Here is a 16,959-nt window from a genome sequence, read left to right as displayed (position 1 = left end):
CTAGGGCCTGTGGTCCAGTTGTGTAGACCTTAGGTGTTCAAACGGGGTCGCAGATACTGCGCCACCTGTTGCGCTATCCGCAGATGCTCCTTTGGTCCCAGCATGCGCTGTGCCGAAGGCAGATCAAGCTGGCCATAAAACATGCCGTCAATATCAGCTGCATCCCGCGCGGTATGCACGGGGATTTCCAACACCCCGAGGACGCGGGCGCGTAGCGCATCCACCATGGGCCGGTCCACGAGGGCAGGTTCGTGACCAAACAAAGCCTGCTGGTCGACGTCGTAGTGCACCCAAAGCAGCGTCACCGCACCATTCAGGGCAGAGATCAACTCCCCCATACGTTCAACCCATGTATCCTGCAGATGATCACGAACCGTTTCGTAACGGGTTGTGCAACAAGATCTGAGCGCGCTCAGCAGGTGCTTGTTGAAGTGATATTCGGTAAAGTCCACTTCCGGGTAGAGCTCCAGCAACGGCTCATGTGCACAAAGGAACCTGTCATTGCGCCGTGGATGTACCTTGTAATACCCATTGGAGATATTCTGTGCCCCAAGCACCTGCAGCAGCGTTGTTTCGGCCTGGCCCGCGATTTCCAGAATATCAGGGTCGCTCAGGAAACTGTCGACACCGGCGTTCACACTGCCCAGATTTACGCAAACACGATCAAGCAACGCCTCAGTTTCAGACACAAACGGTCGTTCGACAAAGCGTCCGAAGACCTCTGTGCCGCCAATAAATGCCAAATATGGTTCAGTCAGATTACGCGCCAGCCCGCGGACCAATAATTTCGAACCCGCATAGCTGCAAGGCTCGCCCGCAAGCGCTGTCGCGCTCTTGAGTTCATAGCTCATAATACCCACCAAATTTCACCCGAGACTCACCTAACCCGAGATCCGTTGATGAAATGCTAATGCTCAACTTTGCCTAAAAAGCCGTCCAATCGGCCTTGTGCCGTCCACAGACCCGCCAGTATGATCCGCCGGAAAACTCTCAAGAGGCATGAGCGATGGACATCCAGAAAATAGGCGTGATTGGTGCAGGCCAGATGGGCAACGGCATCGCTCACGTGATGGCCTTGGCGGGCTATGACGTTGTTCTTAATGACATAAGCCAGCAGGCACTGGACGCGGCCGTAAGCGCGATCCAGAAAAACCTGGCCCGCCAGGCCAGCAAAGGCAAGATCGATCAGACCGAAGTTGAGGCGGCGCTGGGGCGTATTTCGACAACGCTGACGCTGGCCGACATTGGCAAGACCGATCTGGTGATTGAGGCGGCGACAGAGCGGGAGACCGTTAAGCAGGCCATTTTCGAGGATCTGCTGCCGCATCTGCTGCCCCATACGATTCTCACGTCAAACACCTCGTCAATTTCCATCACCCGACTGGCCAGCCGCACCGACCGCCCAGAGCGGTTCATGGGCTTCCATTTCATGAACCCGGTGCCGGTGATGCAGCTGGTCGAGCTGATCCGTGGCATCGCCACTGATGAGGCCACCTTCTCAGCCTGTCATGCAGTGGTGGAAAAGCTGGGCAAGACTGCTGCCAGCGCCGAAGATTTCCCGGCCTTCATCGTGAACCGCATTCTGATGCCGATGATCAACGAAGCGGTTTATACCCTCTATGAGGGCGTGGGATCAGTGAAATCCATCGACGAATCTATGAAACTGGGCGCCAACCACCCGATGGGCCCGTTGGAGCTGGCTGATTTTATCGGCCTGGACACCTGTCTGGCGATCATGAACGTGTTGCATGACGGTCTGGCGGATACCAAATATCGCCCCTGCCCGCTGCTGACAAAATATGTGGAAGCTGGCTGGCTTGGCCGCAAGACACAGCGCGGCTTCTATGACTATCGCGGCGAAACACCGGTGCCGACGCGCTGATCCTGAAAGAGCAGAGGGGGCGCTGCCCCCTCTTGGCCTATTAGCCAATTCACCCCTGGGATATTTTTAGCCAGAAGAAAAATGAGAGTTTGATCAACTGTCTTTGCCGAGGCTGAGCGTATGCTCCCGCAGCCAGGCCATAAAGCCGCGCGGATCGCTCTGCAGTTTTTCCATCTGTGCCTCGGTCAGCGGTTCGCCGACCACCGGGCTTTGCGGTTTGTTGCAGGACCGCACGATTTCATGCAGCAGCAACCCCTGTCGCAGGATCGGCGAAACCCGGTTGGCAATCTGGTACCAACGGGAATTGCTGCCCGGGAAGAAAATTGGCACCACCCGCGCGCCAGACCGACGGATGAGCTGCGCTGTGAAGACGTTCCACTCCTGCTCAATCGCGGGGCCGAACCATGTCTCAGAGGACATCACCACGCCAGAGGGGAACAGCGCGACCACCCCACCCTCCTTCAGATGAGCCATAGTCTTGGCCCGCATCTCAACCATCTTGCTTTGCGCTTCGGGGTCATGGGGGAATGGCACCGGGATCATGAAAGAGGTCGCCGCCTCATCCAACCCCGTCAGCACCGAACGGGTCAGAATTCGGTAGTCCTGCCTCACGCGGCCAATGAGGTCTGCGAAGATCATGCCATCAACCATCCCATGGGGGTGGTTCGCAACCACAACCACCGGTCCCTCGCCGGGGATACGCTGGATCTGCTCCAATGGTGTTTCGAGATCAATGCCCATCACATTCAGGGCGCCGCGCCAGAATTTCTGGCCACGGTATTCAGCATTGCTGCGTTCAAAACGACGCACCATACGCAGGATCGTCAGCTTCCCTGTGCACCACTCGATGGCCCGGATCGCAAGCGACGTCCAGCGATCGTCAAAGGAATTGGCGTAGGTGAGCGTCCGGCGGTCATAGATCTCGCCGGTCTCTTCGGTCCCTGGCGTCACGCCAGTGTCCCGATCATGCGCTGTATCCGCCAAGTGCCTTGTCCTGTTCCGTAGTCGTGAATGAGCCTCAGTAGCCTTCGCCGAATTTGTCGGCGACAAGCGTATCCAGCGCGGAGGCCAGCGCCTCTGCATCCGGGCCCGAAGTCTCGATGTCAATAGTCGTTCCTTTTGAGGCTGCCAACATCAAAAGCCCCATGATGCTGTCTCCCGAGGCTGACAGCCCATCCCGCGACACCTCGGCCGTGGCATCAAAGCCTTCAACCACTTCCACCAGCTTGGCCGATGCGCGCGCGTGCAGTCCTTTTTCGTTGACGATTTTCAGCGTTTTCTGAACCATTTAATGCGCTTGCTCCCCTTCGGGGTTGATGTTTTGGGCGTTAATGTACTTGCGTCCCGCCTCCATGGCATGCCGGACGGCATCGGCCACCGGCAAATGGCGGGATTTTGCCAGTTTGATCAGCATCGGGAGATTGGCCCCGTAGAGAATGCGTCGGTTTGCCGGGGTACAGGCCAACAGGCTGAGATTGGACGGAGACCCGCCAAACAGATCCGTGACCACCACCACGCCGCCGCCGCTGTCGACCGCATCAGCGGCCCCGCAGATCTCGCGCTGTTTCTCGTCCCGGTTATCTTCCGGACCGATACTGATGGCCTCAAGGCAGACCTGAGGACCCACGACATGCTCCACGGCGGCCAGATACTCTCTGGCCAACCCCCCATGTGCAACGATCACGATTCCGATCAAGCCGGTCCCTCACTTCTGTCGCTGGCCATGCAGCTCGCGGTGTCTAATTGACACCTGCTGCCCGTCTTCCGCAAGATCCTTGGCCAGGGTTTCTGCCAATGTGACCGAGCGGTGCTGCCCTCCGGTGCATCCAAATGCTATAGAGAGATGCGACTTACCTTCTTCTCGGTAAGCAGGCAACAGCAAGCGGATCAGATCAAGCACCCGGTCAAAAAACGGCTGATAGCGGCTGTCTTCACGCACGTAGTACTGGACCGCCGCATCGCGCCCATCCAGGGTGCGCAGGCTCTGCTCCCAATAAGGGTTCCGCAGAAATCGACAGTCGAACACCATATCGATGCTGCGCGGCACGCCGCGTTTGTAGGAAAAGCTCTGCAAGGACACAGCCAAGGACCGCCCGCCGGGGGCGAAGCGCCGTTCGATATCCGCCTTGAGTTGATGGATATTCATTTCAGAAGTATCCAGCAACAGGTCAGCGCGGTCGCGGATCGGCAGCATCAGATCGATCTCGCGCAAGACACCCACCTCAGGATCTTCTGCCGGAGCAAGCGGGTGCCGTCTGCGGGTTTCCGAATAGCGCCGCAGCAGAACATCGCGGTCCGCATCAAGGTAGAGTACGGTCAGATCAAGATCCCGGCGGGCGGACAGCATATCAATGACATCAAGCAGCGCCGCAGGGGAGAAGTCCCGGTTGCGACTGTCGAGCCCAAGCGCCATCGGGCGGGTCAGGCTGTTGGCCTCAACCAGTCCAGGCAGCAGCCGAAGCGGCAGGTTGTCAATCGCCTCAAACCCAAGGTCCTCCAACACATTGATCGCCGTGGTGCGCCCCGCACCAGACGGGCCTGTCACCAGGACGATCGGCACCGGCGTCGGGTCGTAGGCAATATCCGGGTCACGCATCGGGATTAACGCTTCCGTATTTGAGCAACTGTATCAGGGCAGGCGCGAACTGCGGACCATCGACGCGGCGCAGCAGGCGGATTGGTTGGTTCAGGATCATGGTTTCCAGCTGGGGTGGCAGGCGATCTGTTTCAAGCTGCTCCAGATCGACCACCGCTGTCAGTTGGGATCGCGAACAGGCGCTAGCCCGCAGCAGGCCTATGCCGCGTGCCTCGATCATGCCATGCAAGGCATCAGGGGCTGTGGCTTCCAACCCCTGATCATGTGCAGTCACGATCACCTGATCATCGGAGACAAGCGCTGCACCAAGGGCCATCAACTGCAAGGCCAATGTCGATTTTCCGCTGCCGGATCGGCCGGTTATCAGCACCCCATGCCCTGCGACGTCGACGCAGCTGGCGTGCAGTCGGCAGGTTGGGGCTGCGATCATCACTCAGACCGGCAGGCCGACGACGAACCGCGCCCCCAAAGGCTCCGAGGTGATGTCGGCTTCGGTTGGGCGAATATTTTCAGCCCAGATCACACCACCGTGTGCTTCGACAATCTGTTTGGAAATCGCCAGGCCGAGGCCGGAGTTGTTGCCGAAATGCTCAACAGGGCGCTGCGAATAGAAACGCTTGAACACCTTGCTCAGGGCCTGATCGGGGATGCCGGGACCGGTGTCCTCAACCACGACCAAAACGCGATTGTCGCGGCGGCGCGCCCAGACCCGGATCGCATCGCCATCCTCGCAAAACGAAATCGCATTTGTAATCAGGTTGACAAAAACCTGGGCCAGTCGTGCCTCCAGCCCCTGGATTGTGATCGGGGTTTTCGGCAAATCGGTGATGTAATCAATGCCCTTCCCGCGGGCGTCCTCGCCGAGGAATTGGTTCAGGTTGCCCAGCATATGCAGCAGGTCAAAACTCTCTTCATCTTCTTTGACCAATTCCGCATCCAGCCGCGAGGCGTTGGAAATATCGCTGACCAGTCTGTCCAGACGCCGCACATCATGTTCGATGACGTCCAACAGCTTCTCACGCTGGTCTTCGCGTTTGATCATCCGCAGCGTTCCCACGGCGGATTGCAGGCTCGCCAGCGGGTTCTTGATCTCATGCGCGACGTCCGCCGCAAACTGCTCATTGCTGTCAATGCGGTTGTAGAGTGCCTTCACCATGCCGCGCAGCGCTCGACTGAGGCGGCCAATTTCATCGGGACGCGCACTCAAATCGGGTATACGGATACGACCCGGTTTGGATTTTCGGGAATCCCCATCCCGGCCCAGCTCAGCCGCTTCGGCCAGATCCGCGAGCGGGTTCGCGATGGTGGAGGCGAGGACCAAGCTCAAACCGATAGAGACTACCAGGGCCACAACAAACATCTGCAAGACGCGTTCTTGTTCACCACGCACCAGGGCGTCGATCTCCCCCGTAGGCGACGCCAGTGTCACAACACCGATGGCCTGGCCCTGAAAGAGGATCGGCGTGGCTGCGGAGAATACCGTCCCGCCGCTGGTGTCGACAACGGCCTTGACTTCGGTTCCGCCAGCCAGGGCCTGCTGCACCATCCCGCGCAGCTGGTCTTCCAGCGGCTGAGCGGCTGGCTCCGGCGTATCCGATTTGAGCAAACCGCCTGCCGCCGACCAGAGTGCCGCGAGACCATCGCTGATCAGCGTGGCTGACGGGTTGTCATCCGTCAGCAAATCCAGTGCGCCGCCTTGTTCGACACCTTTGGTCTGCGCGATCAGCGTGCCGACGGTATCAAAAACAAAGACCTCAGCCCCGGCGCGCAGGCTGATATTCTGCAAAGTCGTCACCGGATCAATGCCATCACCAACAGCCAGGCTGACCGTCCCGACCTCTGGCAGCTGCGCCTCAAATACATCCGAGATCAGCATCGCCTCTGCCGCAAGGGCGCCAGCGCGCTGCAGCACCAGGCTCTGGCGTGAGGAATTGAGATAGAGAATACCCGAGACCAGAATGATCAGCGCGATGAGGTTCAGCGTGATGATCTTGCGCGTCAGCGGAGAGCCCCGCAGCGACAGCACGCCACGGCGCGCGCGCTTGTCCTGCAGTTCACGCGTGACGTTTTGGTCCGGTGCGACCCAGTCGTCGCCCAGAACAACATCATTATCCCGCTGTGAACGGCTTATGCCGGAATCGCGCATCGGCGTTTTACTCCGCCTGCCCCCAGACGGGGGTTACTCTTCATTATAACGGTACCCGATACCGTAAAGCGTCTCAATCGCCGAGAATTCAGAGTCCGCGCTGCGCATCTTCTTGCGCAGACGCTTGATGTGGCTGTCGATGGTGCGGTCGTCGACATAGACCTGATCATCATAGGCGACATCCATCAGTTGATCGCGGCTTTTGACAAATCCGGGGCGTTGCGCCAGCGCTTGCAGCAGCAGGAATTCGGTCACGGTCAGTGACACATCCTGCCCCTTCCAACTGACCGAATGGCGCAGCGGATCCATCCGCAGGTTGCCGCGTTCCATCACCTTGTTCTCAGTGGTTGTGGCGACCGCATCGCCGCTGATTGCTTCCTGACGGCGCAGCAGGGCGCGGATCCGCTCGACCAACAGTCGCTGCGAGAACGGTTTTTTGACGTAGTCATCAGCGCCCATGCGCAGGCCCAGCACCTCGTCAATCTCATCATCCTTGGAGGTGAGAAAGATCACCGGCATCTGGGTTTTCTGCCGCAGCCGCTGCAACAGGTCCATGCCGTCCATGCGCGGCATCTTTATATCGAGAACGGCCATATCCGGCAGTTTTTTGTTGAACGCATCCAACGCAGCCTGCCCGTCATTATAGGTTTCCACCTCGAAGCCTTCGGCCTCCAGGGTCATCGAGACCGAAGTCAGGATATTCCGATCATCATCGACTAAAGCAATCTTAGACATCTGATTGGCCCCTAATCTGCTCTTTTTTGCGTTTTTTAGACGTTCATCGCCGTTCTGCCTCGGCGAATCAATGCCAATTGAAGAATCTGGACACAGTTTCGCCTCAATTGAGACAAAAATACCTTAGCAGGCGCTGAAGATTCCGGCAGCCACCCCTGCAAATTGTCTTTAAAAAAAATGGTTGCGCTAAACATCGCCTTGATGGCGCTAACTGCGTCAAACCGTTCTGTTCAGCGTGCAAACCCTCATGTTAAGACCAGCCACATCGGCCGGTTGTGCCGATTTCTGCCCCAGGGCGCGGCTTTTATGTTTGCGGCCTTTGATGGTCGACACAGGAGAAAGAACACATGGTATCTGGACGGGTTAACCCGCAATTCCGCCTCGAAGATCAAGGTATCGAAGGACTGGGGAACGTCTATTATAACCTCATGGAGCCAGCCCTGATTGAGGCGGCCCTGAAGCGCGACGAGGGTACACTTGGCAATGGCGGTGCCTTTCTGGTCACCACCGGCAAGTTCACCGGCCGCTCTCCCAAGGACAAACATGTCGTTAAAACCGACAGTGTGGCCAAGACCATTTGGTGGGAAAACAATGCCGAGATGAGCCCCGAAGGCTTTGACGCGCTCTATGAAGACATGCTCGCCCATATGCAGGGCAAGGAATACTATGTTCAGGACCTCGTCGGTGGTGCGGATCCCGCCCATGCGATCAATGTCCGCATGGTGACCGAACTGGCCTGGCACGGTCTGTTCATTCGGACCATGCTGCGCCGCCCGGACCGCGAAGACCTGAACGACTTCATCGCGGATTTCACGGTCATCAACTGCCCCAGTTTTCAAGCCAATCCGGAGCGCCACAACTGCCGCAGCGAGACTGTGATCGCGATGAACTTTGATCGCAAGATGATCCTGATCGGCGGTACCGAATATGCGGGCGAAAACAAGAAATCCGTCTTCTCGCTGCTGAACTATCTGCTGCCGGAGAAAGGCATCATGCCGATGCACTGCTCCGCCAACCACGCCAAGGGCAACCCGGTCGACACCGCCGTGTTCTTTGGCCTGTCGGGCACTGGTAAAACCACCCTGTCTGCCGACCCGGACCGCGTGCTGATTGGTGACGATGAACATGGCTGGGCTGACAACGGCACCTTCAACTTCGAAGGCGGCTGCTATGCCAAGACCATCAACCTGAATGCCGAGGCAGAGCCGGAAATTTACGCAACGACGTCCAAGTTCGGCACCGTGATTGAGAACATGGTGTTCGACCCAGAGACCAAGGAGCTGGATTTCAACGACGACAGCCTGACTGCGAACATGCGCTGCGCCTACCCGCTGCATTATATCTCCAATGCTTCGGAAAGCGCGCGCGGCGGCCACCCCAAGAACATCATCATGCTGACATGTGATGCCTTTGGGGTGCTGCCTCCCATCGCGCGGCTGACCCCGGCGCAGGCGATGTATCACTTCCTGTCCGGTTTCACCTCAAAGGTGGCAGGCACCGAGCGCGGCGTGACCGAGCCGGAACCGACCTTCTCCACCTGTTTTGGTGCGCCCTTCATGCCGCGCCGCCCGGAAGTGTACGGCAACCTCCTGCGTGAAAAGATTGCCGAGCACGGTGCGACCTGCTGGCTGGTCAACACCGGCTGGACCGGCGGCGCCTATGGCATCGGCTCCCGCATGCCGATCCGTGCCACCCGCGCGCTGCTGACCGCCGCGCTGGACGGCTCCCTCGCCGAGGCAGAGTTCCGCAAGGACGGCAACTTTGGCTTTGATGTGCCCGTCACAGTGCCCGGTGTGGCCGAAGTTCTGCTGGATCCGCGCCGCACCTGGGACGATCAGGCCGCCTATGACACGCAGGCTGCGAAGCTGGTTCAGATGTTCTCTAACAATTTCGAACAGTACCTGCCCTACATCGACGATGACGTGAAAGCCGCTGCGATCAGCTGAGCTGCACAGATTCGAAACACAAAAGCCCTGATCCTCGGATCGGGGCTTTTTTGTCTCTGGAGAGGCCATACCTCACTGCCCCAGCTGAATCCCGCTGTCTTCCAGTTTGTGCTCTGGTTCCACGTGGATCGTGACCTGCGCCGTTGACAGCGAGGCACGGATAGCTTCTTCGATCCGATCACAGATCGCATGAGATGCCCGCACGGTCATGTCCCCTGCGACGACCATGTGGAATTCGACGAACACCGCCTGCCCGGCTCTACGGGTTTTTAGCCCATGCACCTGCAACGCGCCTTGCGCGGTTCTGTGAATAATCGCGGCAATCTCGTCCCGTTCATTCTGGGGTGCGGCCTGATCCATCAGCCCCCCAACTGATGAGGCCACAACCAGATAGCCCTCGCGCAGAATATTGACCGCGACCAACAGGGCCAGGATTGGATCCAGCAAAGGCCAGCCCGTCCCCATCGCAAGAATTAACCCGATCAGAACTCCTGCGGAGGTCCAGACATCGCTCATCAGATGGCGGCCGCCCGCGGCCAATGCCGGAGATTTAAGGGCCGCCCCCCGTGCGATCAGCACCCGCGCCCAAAGGAGATTGATCACCATCGCGGCTGCATTCACCCACAATCCGGCGGTATTCCAAACCAAAGGCGTCGGCGCGACCAAGGCGCTGACCGCCTCCTGAAGGATCAACAGCGCCGCCACGATGATCATGATCCCTTCCACAACAGCCGAGAAATACTCCGCCTTGTGGTGACCAAAGGGATGGCCTGCATCAGCCGGGCGATTGGCGTAGCGGACCGCAAACCAGGCAATGATTGCACCACCAATATTGACCAGAGACTCCATCGCATCGGAAAACAGCGCAATTGAGCCGGTCAACCACCAGGCCAGCGCCTTTGCTGCGAGCACCAGAAGTGCAACCGCAATGGATGCGGTGGCCAGCTGTTCCGCAGTCAATCGCTTTGGCATCTGCGGCCCTTTCTGCGCGTTTTTTGCCCCATACCGACCCTAACACGCTTGTTTGGCCCTAATACATCAGTCCGCGCCGCAGCAAATTCGCCCCGGCGACCAGCAGTACAAACAGCGTTGCACGTCGAAAGGTGACCTGATTGATCCGGTCCTGCAAGCGTCCACCGATCCACATGCCAAAAATAGCAGGCGGGATCAGCAGTAACGAGAACGGGGCTGTATCTGCCCGCATCACACCAGATCCGATATGCGCAATCAGCAGCGCCACCGCGCCCAGCCCGTAGATGACGCCCTGCACCCGCATCTGTTCACGTTTCTCGGTGCCGAGGGCGGTCAGATAGGCCACTGTCGGCGGCCCCCATATCCCGGAAAACCCACCGATGAACCCGGCGAAGGCCGCGACTATCGCCTCAACGCGCGGCGTGGCGCGGGAGATCGGGATGGCGATCCCAAACAGCTGCAGCAGGGCAAACAGCGTGATCGGGGCACCAATCAGGATCAGCATAACATCCTGTGGCAAAACCCGGACAAGTTGCGCGCTTGCCAGCAGAAAAACGAGGCCAACCAGCAGAAAGATCCTGAACCGCTTCATCGACTGCCAGGCCGCCTGCGCGCCCTGTCGCAGGGCCTGCATGCCATTCGTCACCAAAGTGGGGAGGATCAGCCCGGCCAAGGCAATATCCGGCGGCAAGAACAGGCTGAGGCCGGACACGAGTATCATCGGCATGGCGAACCCCACCATCCCCTTCACAGCGCTAAGCAAGCGCTGCAATTGCAAAGGCCGCAAGTAGATTTACGGAGATAAGCTCTGCTGGGAGGAAAAGCATAACAATTGAATTATCTGACATGATCAGACCCTTAGCACAGGTTTCCTCCGCTGCGCGCGCAAAATCTACAGGTAACTTTTGATCCAAACGTGATGTCACAGGGTATTTTTGTTGCGCTGCAACTGCAAAATGATTTACCACATACGCAGCTGAAAAGGATGTGATTCATGGCCCACGATGGACAGGACCCGCAAATGCAACCGACGCTTATCTCTGACGTGCTGACACTGACCGCTGCTGCGCTGGAGCCGGTGGACCAGCTGCTGGAGGCAGCGCGCGCGACCATACGCGAACAGGTCAGCGAGGACGGGCGTGTCTCCGGGGCGTTGGTTGAGGCGCATCAGACGGCTGCCCATGGGCTCGCCTGGCTTGCGACCTACGCTTACAGCCTGCGTCAGATGCATCGTTGGGCCGCGCAGTTACAGGCAGATGGCAAGTTTGGCGAGATGGAGCAGTTGATGCTTCAGATCGGTTTTGGCGAATACCTCTGGCAGATCTACGGTGGCATTCAGATGAACCAGGGTGAAATCCTGCGTCTGCAGGATCTCGGCCTGTCGCAGGACAGCCAGCGAATGCTGATGGCGCCTGCTGTGATGACGCTCTGCGATAGCGGAAATACTCAGGCCGCACGCCTGCGGCTCGTCGAGCTGATGCAGGAACAGGCCGGTTCCGTGATGTTTGGCGCGTCCGGTCTTGACGAAGAACTGGAGATGATCCGGGACCAGTTCCGCCGCTACGCGCTCGAAAAGGTCGAGCCAAACGCCCACTACTGGCACCTGAAGGATGAGTTGATCCCGATGGAGATCATCGAAGATCTGGCCGAAATGGGTGTTTTTGGCCTGACCATTCCCGAAGAATACGGTGGGTTTGGCCTCTCCAAGGCCTCCATGTGCGTGGTCTCAGAGGAGCTGTCGCGCGGCTATATCGGTGTTGGTAGCCTTGGCACACGGTCGGAAATCGCGGCTGAGCTGATCATAGCCGGTGGCACCGAGGAACAGAAAGCCAGTTGGCTGCCCAGGATTGCCAGCGCAGAAATCCTGCCAACCGCTGTGTTCACAGAACCAAACACAGGCTCCGATCTCGGCGCCCTGCGCACCCGAGCCGTACAGGACGACAATGGCGACTACCGGATCACCGGCAACAAGACCTGGATCACCCATGCCGCCCGCACCCATGTTATGACACTTCTGGCGCGGACGGATCCCAACACGACCGATCACCGTGGCCTGTCGATGTTCCTGGCCGAAAAAACACCGGGCACGGATGAAAACCCGTTCCCGACCGAAGGTATGACCGGTGGCGAAATTGAGGTTCTGGGCTATCGCGGCATGAAGGAATACGAGTTGGGCTTTGACGGGTTTCACGTGAAGCGTGAAAACCTCCTCGGTGGAGATGAGGGCAAGGGCTTCAAGCAATTGATGGAGACCTTCGAGTCCGCGCGCATCCAGACCGCCGCCCGTGCCATCGGTGTTGCCCAATCCGCCCTCGATATTGCGATGCAATATGCGCAGGATCGCAAGCAGTTCGGCAAACCGCTGATCGCCTTCCCGCGTGTGGCCTCTAAGCTGGCGATGATGGCGGTGGAGATCATGATCGCGCGCCAGCTGACTTATTTCTCTGCTTGGGAAAAGGACAACGGCCACCGCTGCGACCTCGAAGCCGGTATGGCCAAACTGCTGGGTGCGCGCGTCGCCTGGGCGGCGGCTGACAACGGTTTGCAAATCCATGGTGGCAATGGGTTTGCGCTGGAATACAAAATCAGCCGGGTTCTGTGTGATGCCCGTATCCTCAATATCTTTGAGGGTGCCGCAGAAATTCAGGCACAGGTGATCGCACGCCGCCTGCTGGCCTGATCACGGCCCGATCATCGGGCAGATTTCAACCTGCAACCAACCCGGCACCCTTGTGCCGGGTTTTTCGTTGTCTTCACCTTGACGTATTGCAATCAGAAGTTAGCGTGCCATCATGAAACAGACGTATTTTCTGACACTTGCAGTGCTTTGCACGGGCATCCTCAGTGCCTGCCTTGGTGATGAAACCCTGCGGGCATATGGCGGCAAAAGTGCCACATGGCAGCTACGGGAGGTTGACAGCGACGCGGTCTCAGCAGTCACAACGCTGAGCTTCCCCCGTCCCGGCGCGCTGACCGGTGAGTTGCCCTGCAACCGGGTGACCGGACAACTCACCGCGCCCTATCCTTGGTTTGAGGTCGAAAACCTCGCCACGACCCGTATGGTGTGCGCCGCCTTGCAGGAAGAAACCGATGTCCTCGCTGCCTTGCAGGCGATGGAGATCGTAGAGATCAAAGGCGCTGTGATGATCCTGTCGAACGCAGCTGGACGCGAGATGATTTTCACGGCTGCCGACTGAGCACATCAATGAGCCGCCCGCGGGCCTCCGGCAGCGGATGGTTGCCAAGCGATGGCGCCAGTCGGTTTTGCAGGAAGAAACCGGTCGTCGTGAGGGCTGTCACGATCTCACTATTCTCCGCCCCACCACGCCCCATCAACACAGGCGGTAAGGGCAACATCCGATCAGCCCATTCGCTCAGCCCCTGCGCGTGAAACGGCGCGCCCGCTTTTGGGGGAGACATAGATCAGATCGAGACGGCTGCCGGTGACGGCGCAGTGCTCAAAATTCAAACCAAACCCCATGTCTTCCAGAAGGGCGACCTCCCAGCGCAGATAGGCCAATGGCCAGATATCGTCGCGGCCCAGCAGATCCAGGATTTGCGTGCTGCGCGCGTAGAGCTCCGGATGGGCTTCACGTTCCGGCAGACAGAAGGCGAGCAACGCAGTCACCGCGTTCAATCCAGCAAGCGCCAACCGACTGGACATGGCAGTCGCGGCACGGCTGCGGATCAATTCAGCCTGATAGCTGCCAAGGTGGTCTTCAAGCCGGGCACGCCAGGTCAGATCCAGCTGCGCACCGGGCTGCAACACTGGGGCCATCCTGCGCCCTGCGCCACCGCGTACGATGCCTGAGCATGACGTCCATGTTCGGCAGTGAATGCATCGACAATGGCCGCGCTTTCTCCATGACGGCGCATCGTCAGCAATATGCCCTCGTCGCGCCATTCCATGATCAGTCCAGCCCCGGTTCATCCAGCAGGTGACGGCCATGGCGATCTTCGACCTCGATCACCCATAGATCAGGATCAAAACTGCGCTGTTTGGCGATGGCGGCATCAACATCAGCCTCGTCACCTTCGGCCAGCGTGACCCAGCTTCGCGCCCCGCTCATCAGATCGTAAGAGCGATGCAGGGCCTGCGCGCGGCGGTCCAGCGTGTTCAGTTTGATCAAGACGGCGCCCGCCGTGTCATCCCCATGCGCGGTGACAAAGGCGGGGATATCGGCCAACCGCAAACGGGTGAGATAAGCCTGCACCCAGAAACTGGCTGTCAGCCGTGCCATATGGGATCAGTTCCCGTCTTTGAAATCGAGACCCATCTCGGAATAGCGTTCGGATTCTTCCAGCCAGTTCGGGCGCACTTTTACCTGGAGGAAGAGATGCACCTTACGGTCGAGAAACTCTTCCAGCTCAGCGCGGGCTGCCTGGCTCACCGCCTTGATGGTTTCACCGCGTTTGCCCAGCACGATGCCTTTGTGACCGTCACGCATGACATAAATCAGCTGATCGATTTTGGCAGACCCATCCTTGCGCTCTTCCCAGTTCTCGGTTTCTACGGTCAGCTGGTAGGGCAGTTCCTGATGCAGCCGCAGGGTCAGTTTCTCACGGGTCATTTCAGCCGCGATCATCCGCATGGGCAGGTCAGCAATCTGATCCTCAGGATAAAGCCACGGCCCCTCCGGCAATTGCTCTGCCAGCCAGCCGCGCAAGTGCTCAACCCCGTGCCCTTTTTCTGCGGAAATCATGAAGGTATCCGCAAAGGCATAGCGCTCATTCAGTTCCTTGGTCAGGCCCAGCAGGACTTCGGACTGAACGCGGTCGATCTTGTTGATCGCCAGGGCGATCTTACGACCCTCGCCGATATTCTCAAGACCTTCCAGAATACGCTCGACACCTTCGGTGATACCCCGGTGTGCCTCCACCATCAGCACGACCACATCAGCGTCCGCAGCGCCCCCCCAGGCAGCGGCAACCATTGCGCGGTCAAGCCGACGGCGCGGCTGGAACAGGCCAGGCGTGTCGACAAAAACGATCTGGCTCTCGCCCTCCATCGCAACACCACGGATGCGGGCGCGGGTGGTCTGCACCTTGTGGGTCACAATCGACACCTTGGCCCCGACCATCCGGTTGAGAAGCGTGGATTTACCCGCGTTGGGTTCACCAATCAGGGCAACGAAGCTAGCGCGTGTGGTCATTTTTCTTGCTCCAATCGTGCCAACAGTAATTTGGCAGCGGCCTGTTCGGCCTGACGTTTCGATCCAGCAGTTGCGCGGCCTTCGGTGCCATCCTGCAACTGCACGGAAATTGTAAATTCCGGCTGATGATCCGGGCCTTTCCGCTCCACCAGCACATAGGCCGGGGGCTGTTCCCCCCGCGCCTGAGCAAATTCCTGCAAGGTGGTCTTGGGGTCGCGGGCATCCGCCTCAACCCGGCCGATGCGATTGCCCCAGAGCCGCAGGATCAGCTCCTGTGCCGCCTCAAACCCGCCATCCTTATAGACGGCGGCAATCACCGCCTCCATCGCGTCGCCCAGAAGCGCCAGTTTGCGCCGCCCACCGGACATGGTCTCGGAGCGACCCAATTTCAGCACCGCCCCCAGATCGATATCACGGGCCACATCCGCGCAGGTTTCCTTGCGCACCAGCGCATTGAACCGCGGGGCAAGCTGCCCCTCTGTCGCGGCCTTATCCGTGTCCAGAAGCGCCGTGGCCATCACCAGCCCCAGCACCCGGTCGCCCAGAAACTCCAGCCGCTGATTGTCCTGACGGTTGGGAGACGACACCGAGGCGTGCGTCAGCGCCCGCACCAGAAGTGCCTAGCTGGGAGAAACTATAGCCGATCCGCGTCTCAAACGCGCGCATATCCTTGGAGAGTTTCACTCGATCCCCTTAAAGAAGCGATCCCCGCGCCAGGTCCAGAAGAACAGCATCGACCGGCCAGCCGAGGAAAACATGATACGATCCGCGCGACCAATGAGGTTTTCATAAGGCACATAGCCGACGCCCCCTGCCGATTGCGGCAAACGGCTGTCGGAGGAATTGTCGCGGTTGTCCCCCATGAAGAAATAGTGGCCTTCGGGGACCTGATAGATCCCGGTGTGATCCATCCCCTGATTGCCAATATTGAGCACAACATGCTGGCTGCCGCCCGGCAACGTTTCGATCTGGCGGGATTTTTTACACATCGCACCTTCACCCACCGGTGCATTCTCGCACAGCGGGTAGGACCCGGCGGGCCCCTGTGGCGCCATCAGCTCCTCGAACTCGCCCGCGTCCTGCAGCGCGACAGCAGCGCCGTTGATATGCAGCACCCCGTTTTTGACCTGAACCTTATCGCCCGGCAGACCGATCAGCCGCTTGATGAAGTCGTTCTGGTTGACCGGGTGGCGGAAGACTACGACATCACCGCGTTCGGGATCACCGGCCCAAATCCGGGAGTTATCCCCATCAAGGAAGCCACAGATATCGCTGCTGTCGATATCGATGCCGACGCTGGGGAATTTCAGGCTTGGACAGGAGGCGGAGGAATACCCATAGGCCATCTTGTTCACGAACAGAAAGTCGCCAATCAGCAGCGTTTCCTTCATTGAGCCGGAGGGAATCCAGAATGGCTGAAAGAACAGCGTGCGGAACACACCTGCGATCAGCAGGGCGTAGACGATGGTCTTGACCGTCTCAAGGATCGAACTTCCGACTGTTGCTTTGGCCGTCATCAGGCTCTCCGG

General features: G+C 58.9%; 16 protein-coding genes and 3 pseudogenes. 4 read left to right on the top strand and 15 right to left on the bottom strand.

What is annotated here, in order from left to right; genetic code table 11:
* Positions 1-29 precede the first annotated feature (29 nt).
* Complete coding sequence (locus L0Z65_RS15980) at positions 30-851, bottom strand: DUF6473 family protein (protein WP_405109182.1); 822 nt, start codon at positions 849-851, stop codon at positions 30-32.
* Between the two features lie 155 nt (positions 852-1,006).
* Between L0Z65_RS15980 and L0Z65_RS15975 the strand changes: the two genes are divergently transcribed.
* Positions 1,007-1,882, top strand: coding sequence for a 3-hydroxybutyryl-CoA dehydrogenase (locus L0Z65_RS15975; RefSeq protein WP_024095795.1), 876 nt, complete (start codon positions 1,007-1,009; stop codon positions 1,880-1,882).
* Positions 1,883-1,975: 93 nt separating this feature from the next.
* Here the strand turns inward: L0Z65_RS15975 and L0Z65_RS15970 are convergent, their stop codons facing one another.
* From L0Z65_RS15970 to L0Z65_RS15940, 7 genes are all read right to left on the bottom strand, one after another.
* A complete protein-coding gene (locus L0Z65_RS15970; protein ID WP_096872709.1) occupies positions 1,976-2,866 on the bottom strand; it encodes a lysophospholipid acyltransferase family protein in 891 nt (296 codons plus the stop codon).
* 34 nt (positions 2,867-2,900) lie between these two features.
* The gene (locus tag L0Z65_RS15965; RefSeq protein ID WP_014876044.1) at positions 2,901-3,170 is read right to left on the bottom strand and encodes an HPr family phosphocarrier protein; all 270 of its coding nucleotides are present in this window, start codon (positions 3,168-3,170) and stop codon (positions 2,901-2,903) included.
* On the bottom strand, positions 3,171-3,578 hold the full coding sequence (locus tag L0Z65_RS15960) for a PTS sugar transporter subunit IIA (protein ID WP_024095793.1): 408 nt from the start codon (positions 3,576-3,578) through the stop codon (positions 3,171-3,173).
* Positions 3,579-3,587: 9 nt separating this feature from the next.
* Positions 3,588-4,478, bottom strand: a complete 891-nt coding sequence (rapZ, locus tag L0Z65_RS15955; protein WP_405109177.1) for an RNase adapter RapZ — start codon at positions 4,476-4,478, stop codon at positions 3,588-3,590.
* A complete protein-coding gene (locus tag L0Z65_RS15950; RefSeq protein ID WP_405112589.1) occupies positions 4,471-4,845 on the bottom strand; it encodes an HPr kinase/phosphorylase in 375 nt (124 codons plus the stop codon). Before L0Z65_RS15950 ends, rapZ begins: the two co-directional genes overlap by 8 nt.
* A 66-nt stretch (positions 4,846-4,911) precedes the next feature.
* Positions 4,912-6,624 carry a sensor histidine kinase gene (locus L0Z65_RS15945; protein ID WP_405109174.1) on the bottom strand — a complete coding sequence of 571 codons (1,713 nt, stop codon included), beginning with the start codon at positions 6,622-6,624 and terminating at the stop codon, positions 4,912-4,914.
* Between the two features lie 33 nt (positions 6,625-6,657).
* Positions 6,658-7,359, bottom strand: coding sequence for a response regulator transcription factor (locus L0Z65_RS15940; RefSeq protein WP_014876049.1), 702 nt, complete (start codon positions 7,357-7,359; stop codon positions 6,658-6,660).
* A 347-nt stretch (positions 7,360-7,706) separates the two neighbouring features.
* Here L0Z65_RS15940 and L0Z65_RS15935 point away from each other — a divergent pair, with 347 nt between their 5' ends.
* Positions 7,707-9,305, top strand: a complete 1,599-nt coding sequence (locus tag L0Z65_RS15935; RefSeq protein ID WP_096872712.1) for a phosphoenolpyruvate carboxykinase — start codon at positions 7,707-7,709, stop codon at positions 9,303-9,305.
* Positions 9,306-9,377: 72 nt separating this feature from the next.
* On the opposite strand, the gene L0Z65_RS15930 is transcribed toward L0Z65_RS15935, so the two are convergent.
* Both L0Z65_RS15930 and L0Z65_RS15925 read right to left on the bottom strand, forming a co-directional pair.
* Positions 9,378-10,277 carry a cation diffusion facilitator family transporter gene (locus L0Z65_RS15930; RefSeq protein ID WP_405109169.1) on the bottom strand — a complete coding sequence of 300 codons (900 nt, stop codon included), beginning with the start codon at positions 10,275-10,277 and terminating at the stop codon, positions 9,378-9,380.
* Positions 10,278-10,335: 58 nt separating this feature from the next.
* Positions 10,336-11,125 (bottom strand): annotated as a pseudogene (locus L0Z65_RS15925) (sulfite exporter TauE/SafE family protein).
* 146 nt (positions 11,126-11,271) lie between these two features.
* Between L0Z65_RS15925 and L0Z65_RS15920 the strand changes: the two are divergent.
* Together L0Z65_RS15920 and L0Z65_RS15915 are read left to right on the top strand one after the other, a co-directional pair.
* On the top strand, positions 11,272-12,957 hold the full coding sequence (locus L0Z65_RS15920) for an acyl-CoA dehydrogenase family protein (RefSeq protein WP_405109166.1): 1,686 nt from the start codon (positions 11,272-11,274) through the stop codon (positions 12,955-12,957).
* A 112-nt stretch (positions 12,958-13,069) separates the two neighbouring features.
* Positions 13,070-13,474 (top strand): META domain-containing protein, encoded by a 405-nt coding sequence (locus L0Z65_RS15915; RefSeq protein ID WP_405109163.1) that lies wholly within the window; start codon positions 13,070-13,072, stop codon positions 13,472-13,474.
* On the opposite strand, the pseudogene recO reads toward L0Z65_RS15915, so the two are convergent.
* The 5 genes and pseudogenes from recO to lepB all read right to left on the bottom strand — a co-directional run bounded on the left by recO (position 13,458) and on the right by lepB (position 16,947).
* A pseudogene (gene recO / locus L0Z65_RS15910) lies at positions 13,458-14,186 on the bottom strand (DNA repair protein RecO). The gene L0Z65_RS15915 and the pseudogene recO sit on opposite strands and share 17 nt — an antisense overlap.
* A gap of 2 nt (positions 14,187-14,188) precedes the next feature.
* Positions 14,189-14,518 (bottom strand): DUF1491 family protein, encoded by a 330-nt coding sequence (locus L0Z65_RS15905; RefSeq protein WP_096789946.1) that lies wholly within the window; start codon positions 14,516-14,518, stop codon positions 14,189-14,191.
* 6 nt (positions 14,519-14,524) lie between these two features.
* Complete coding sequence (era, locus tag L0Z65_RS15900; protein ID WP_405109159.1) at positions 14,525-15,430, bottom strand: GTPase Era; 906 nt, start codon at positions 15,428-15,430, stop codon at positions 14,525-14,527.
* Positions 15,427-16,114: pseudogene (rnc, locus tag L0Z65_RS15895) on the bottom strand (ribonuclease III). The gene era and the pseudogene rnc overlap by 4 nt, the downstream one beginning before the upstream one ends.
* Positions 16,111-16,947, bottom strand: a complete 837-nt coding sequence (gene lepB / locus L0Z65_RS15890; protein ID WP_096872718.1) for a signal peptidase I — start codon at positions 16,945-16,947, stop codon at positions 16,111-16,113. Before lepB ends, rnc begins: the two are co-directional and overlap by 4 nt.
* Positions 16,948-16,959 lie beyond the last annotated feature (12 nt).

It is taken from the genome of Phaeobacter sp. BS52 (assembly GCF_045040595.1).
Taxonomy (GTDB): domain Bacteria; phylum Pseudomonadota; class Alphaproteobacteria; order Rhodobacterales; family Rhodobacteraceae; genus Phaeobacter; species Phaeobacter piscinae.
Note: the sequence above shows the minus strand (reverse complement) of the source record. Positions and strands in the feature narration are given on the sequence as shown.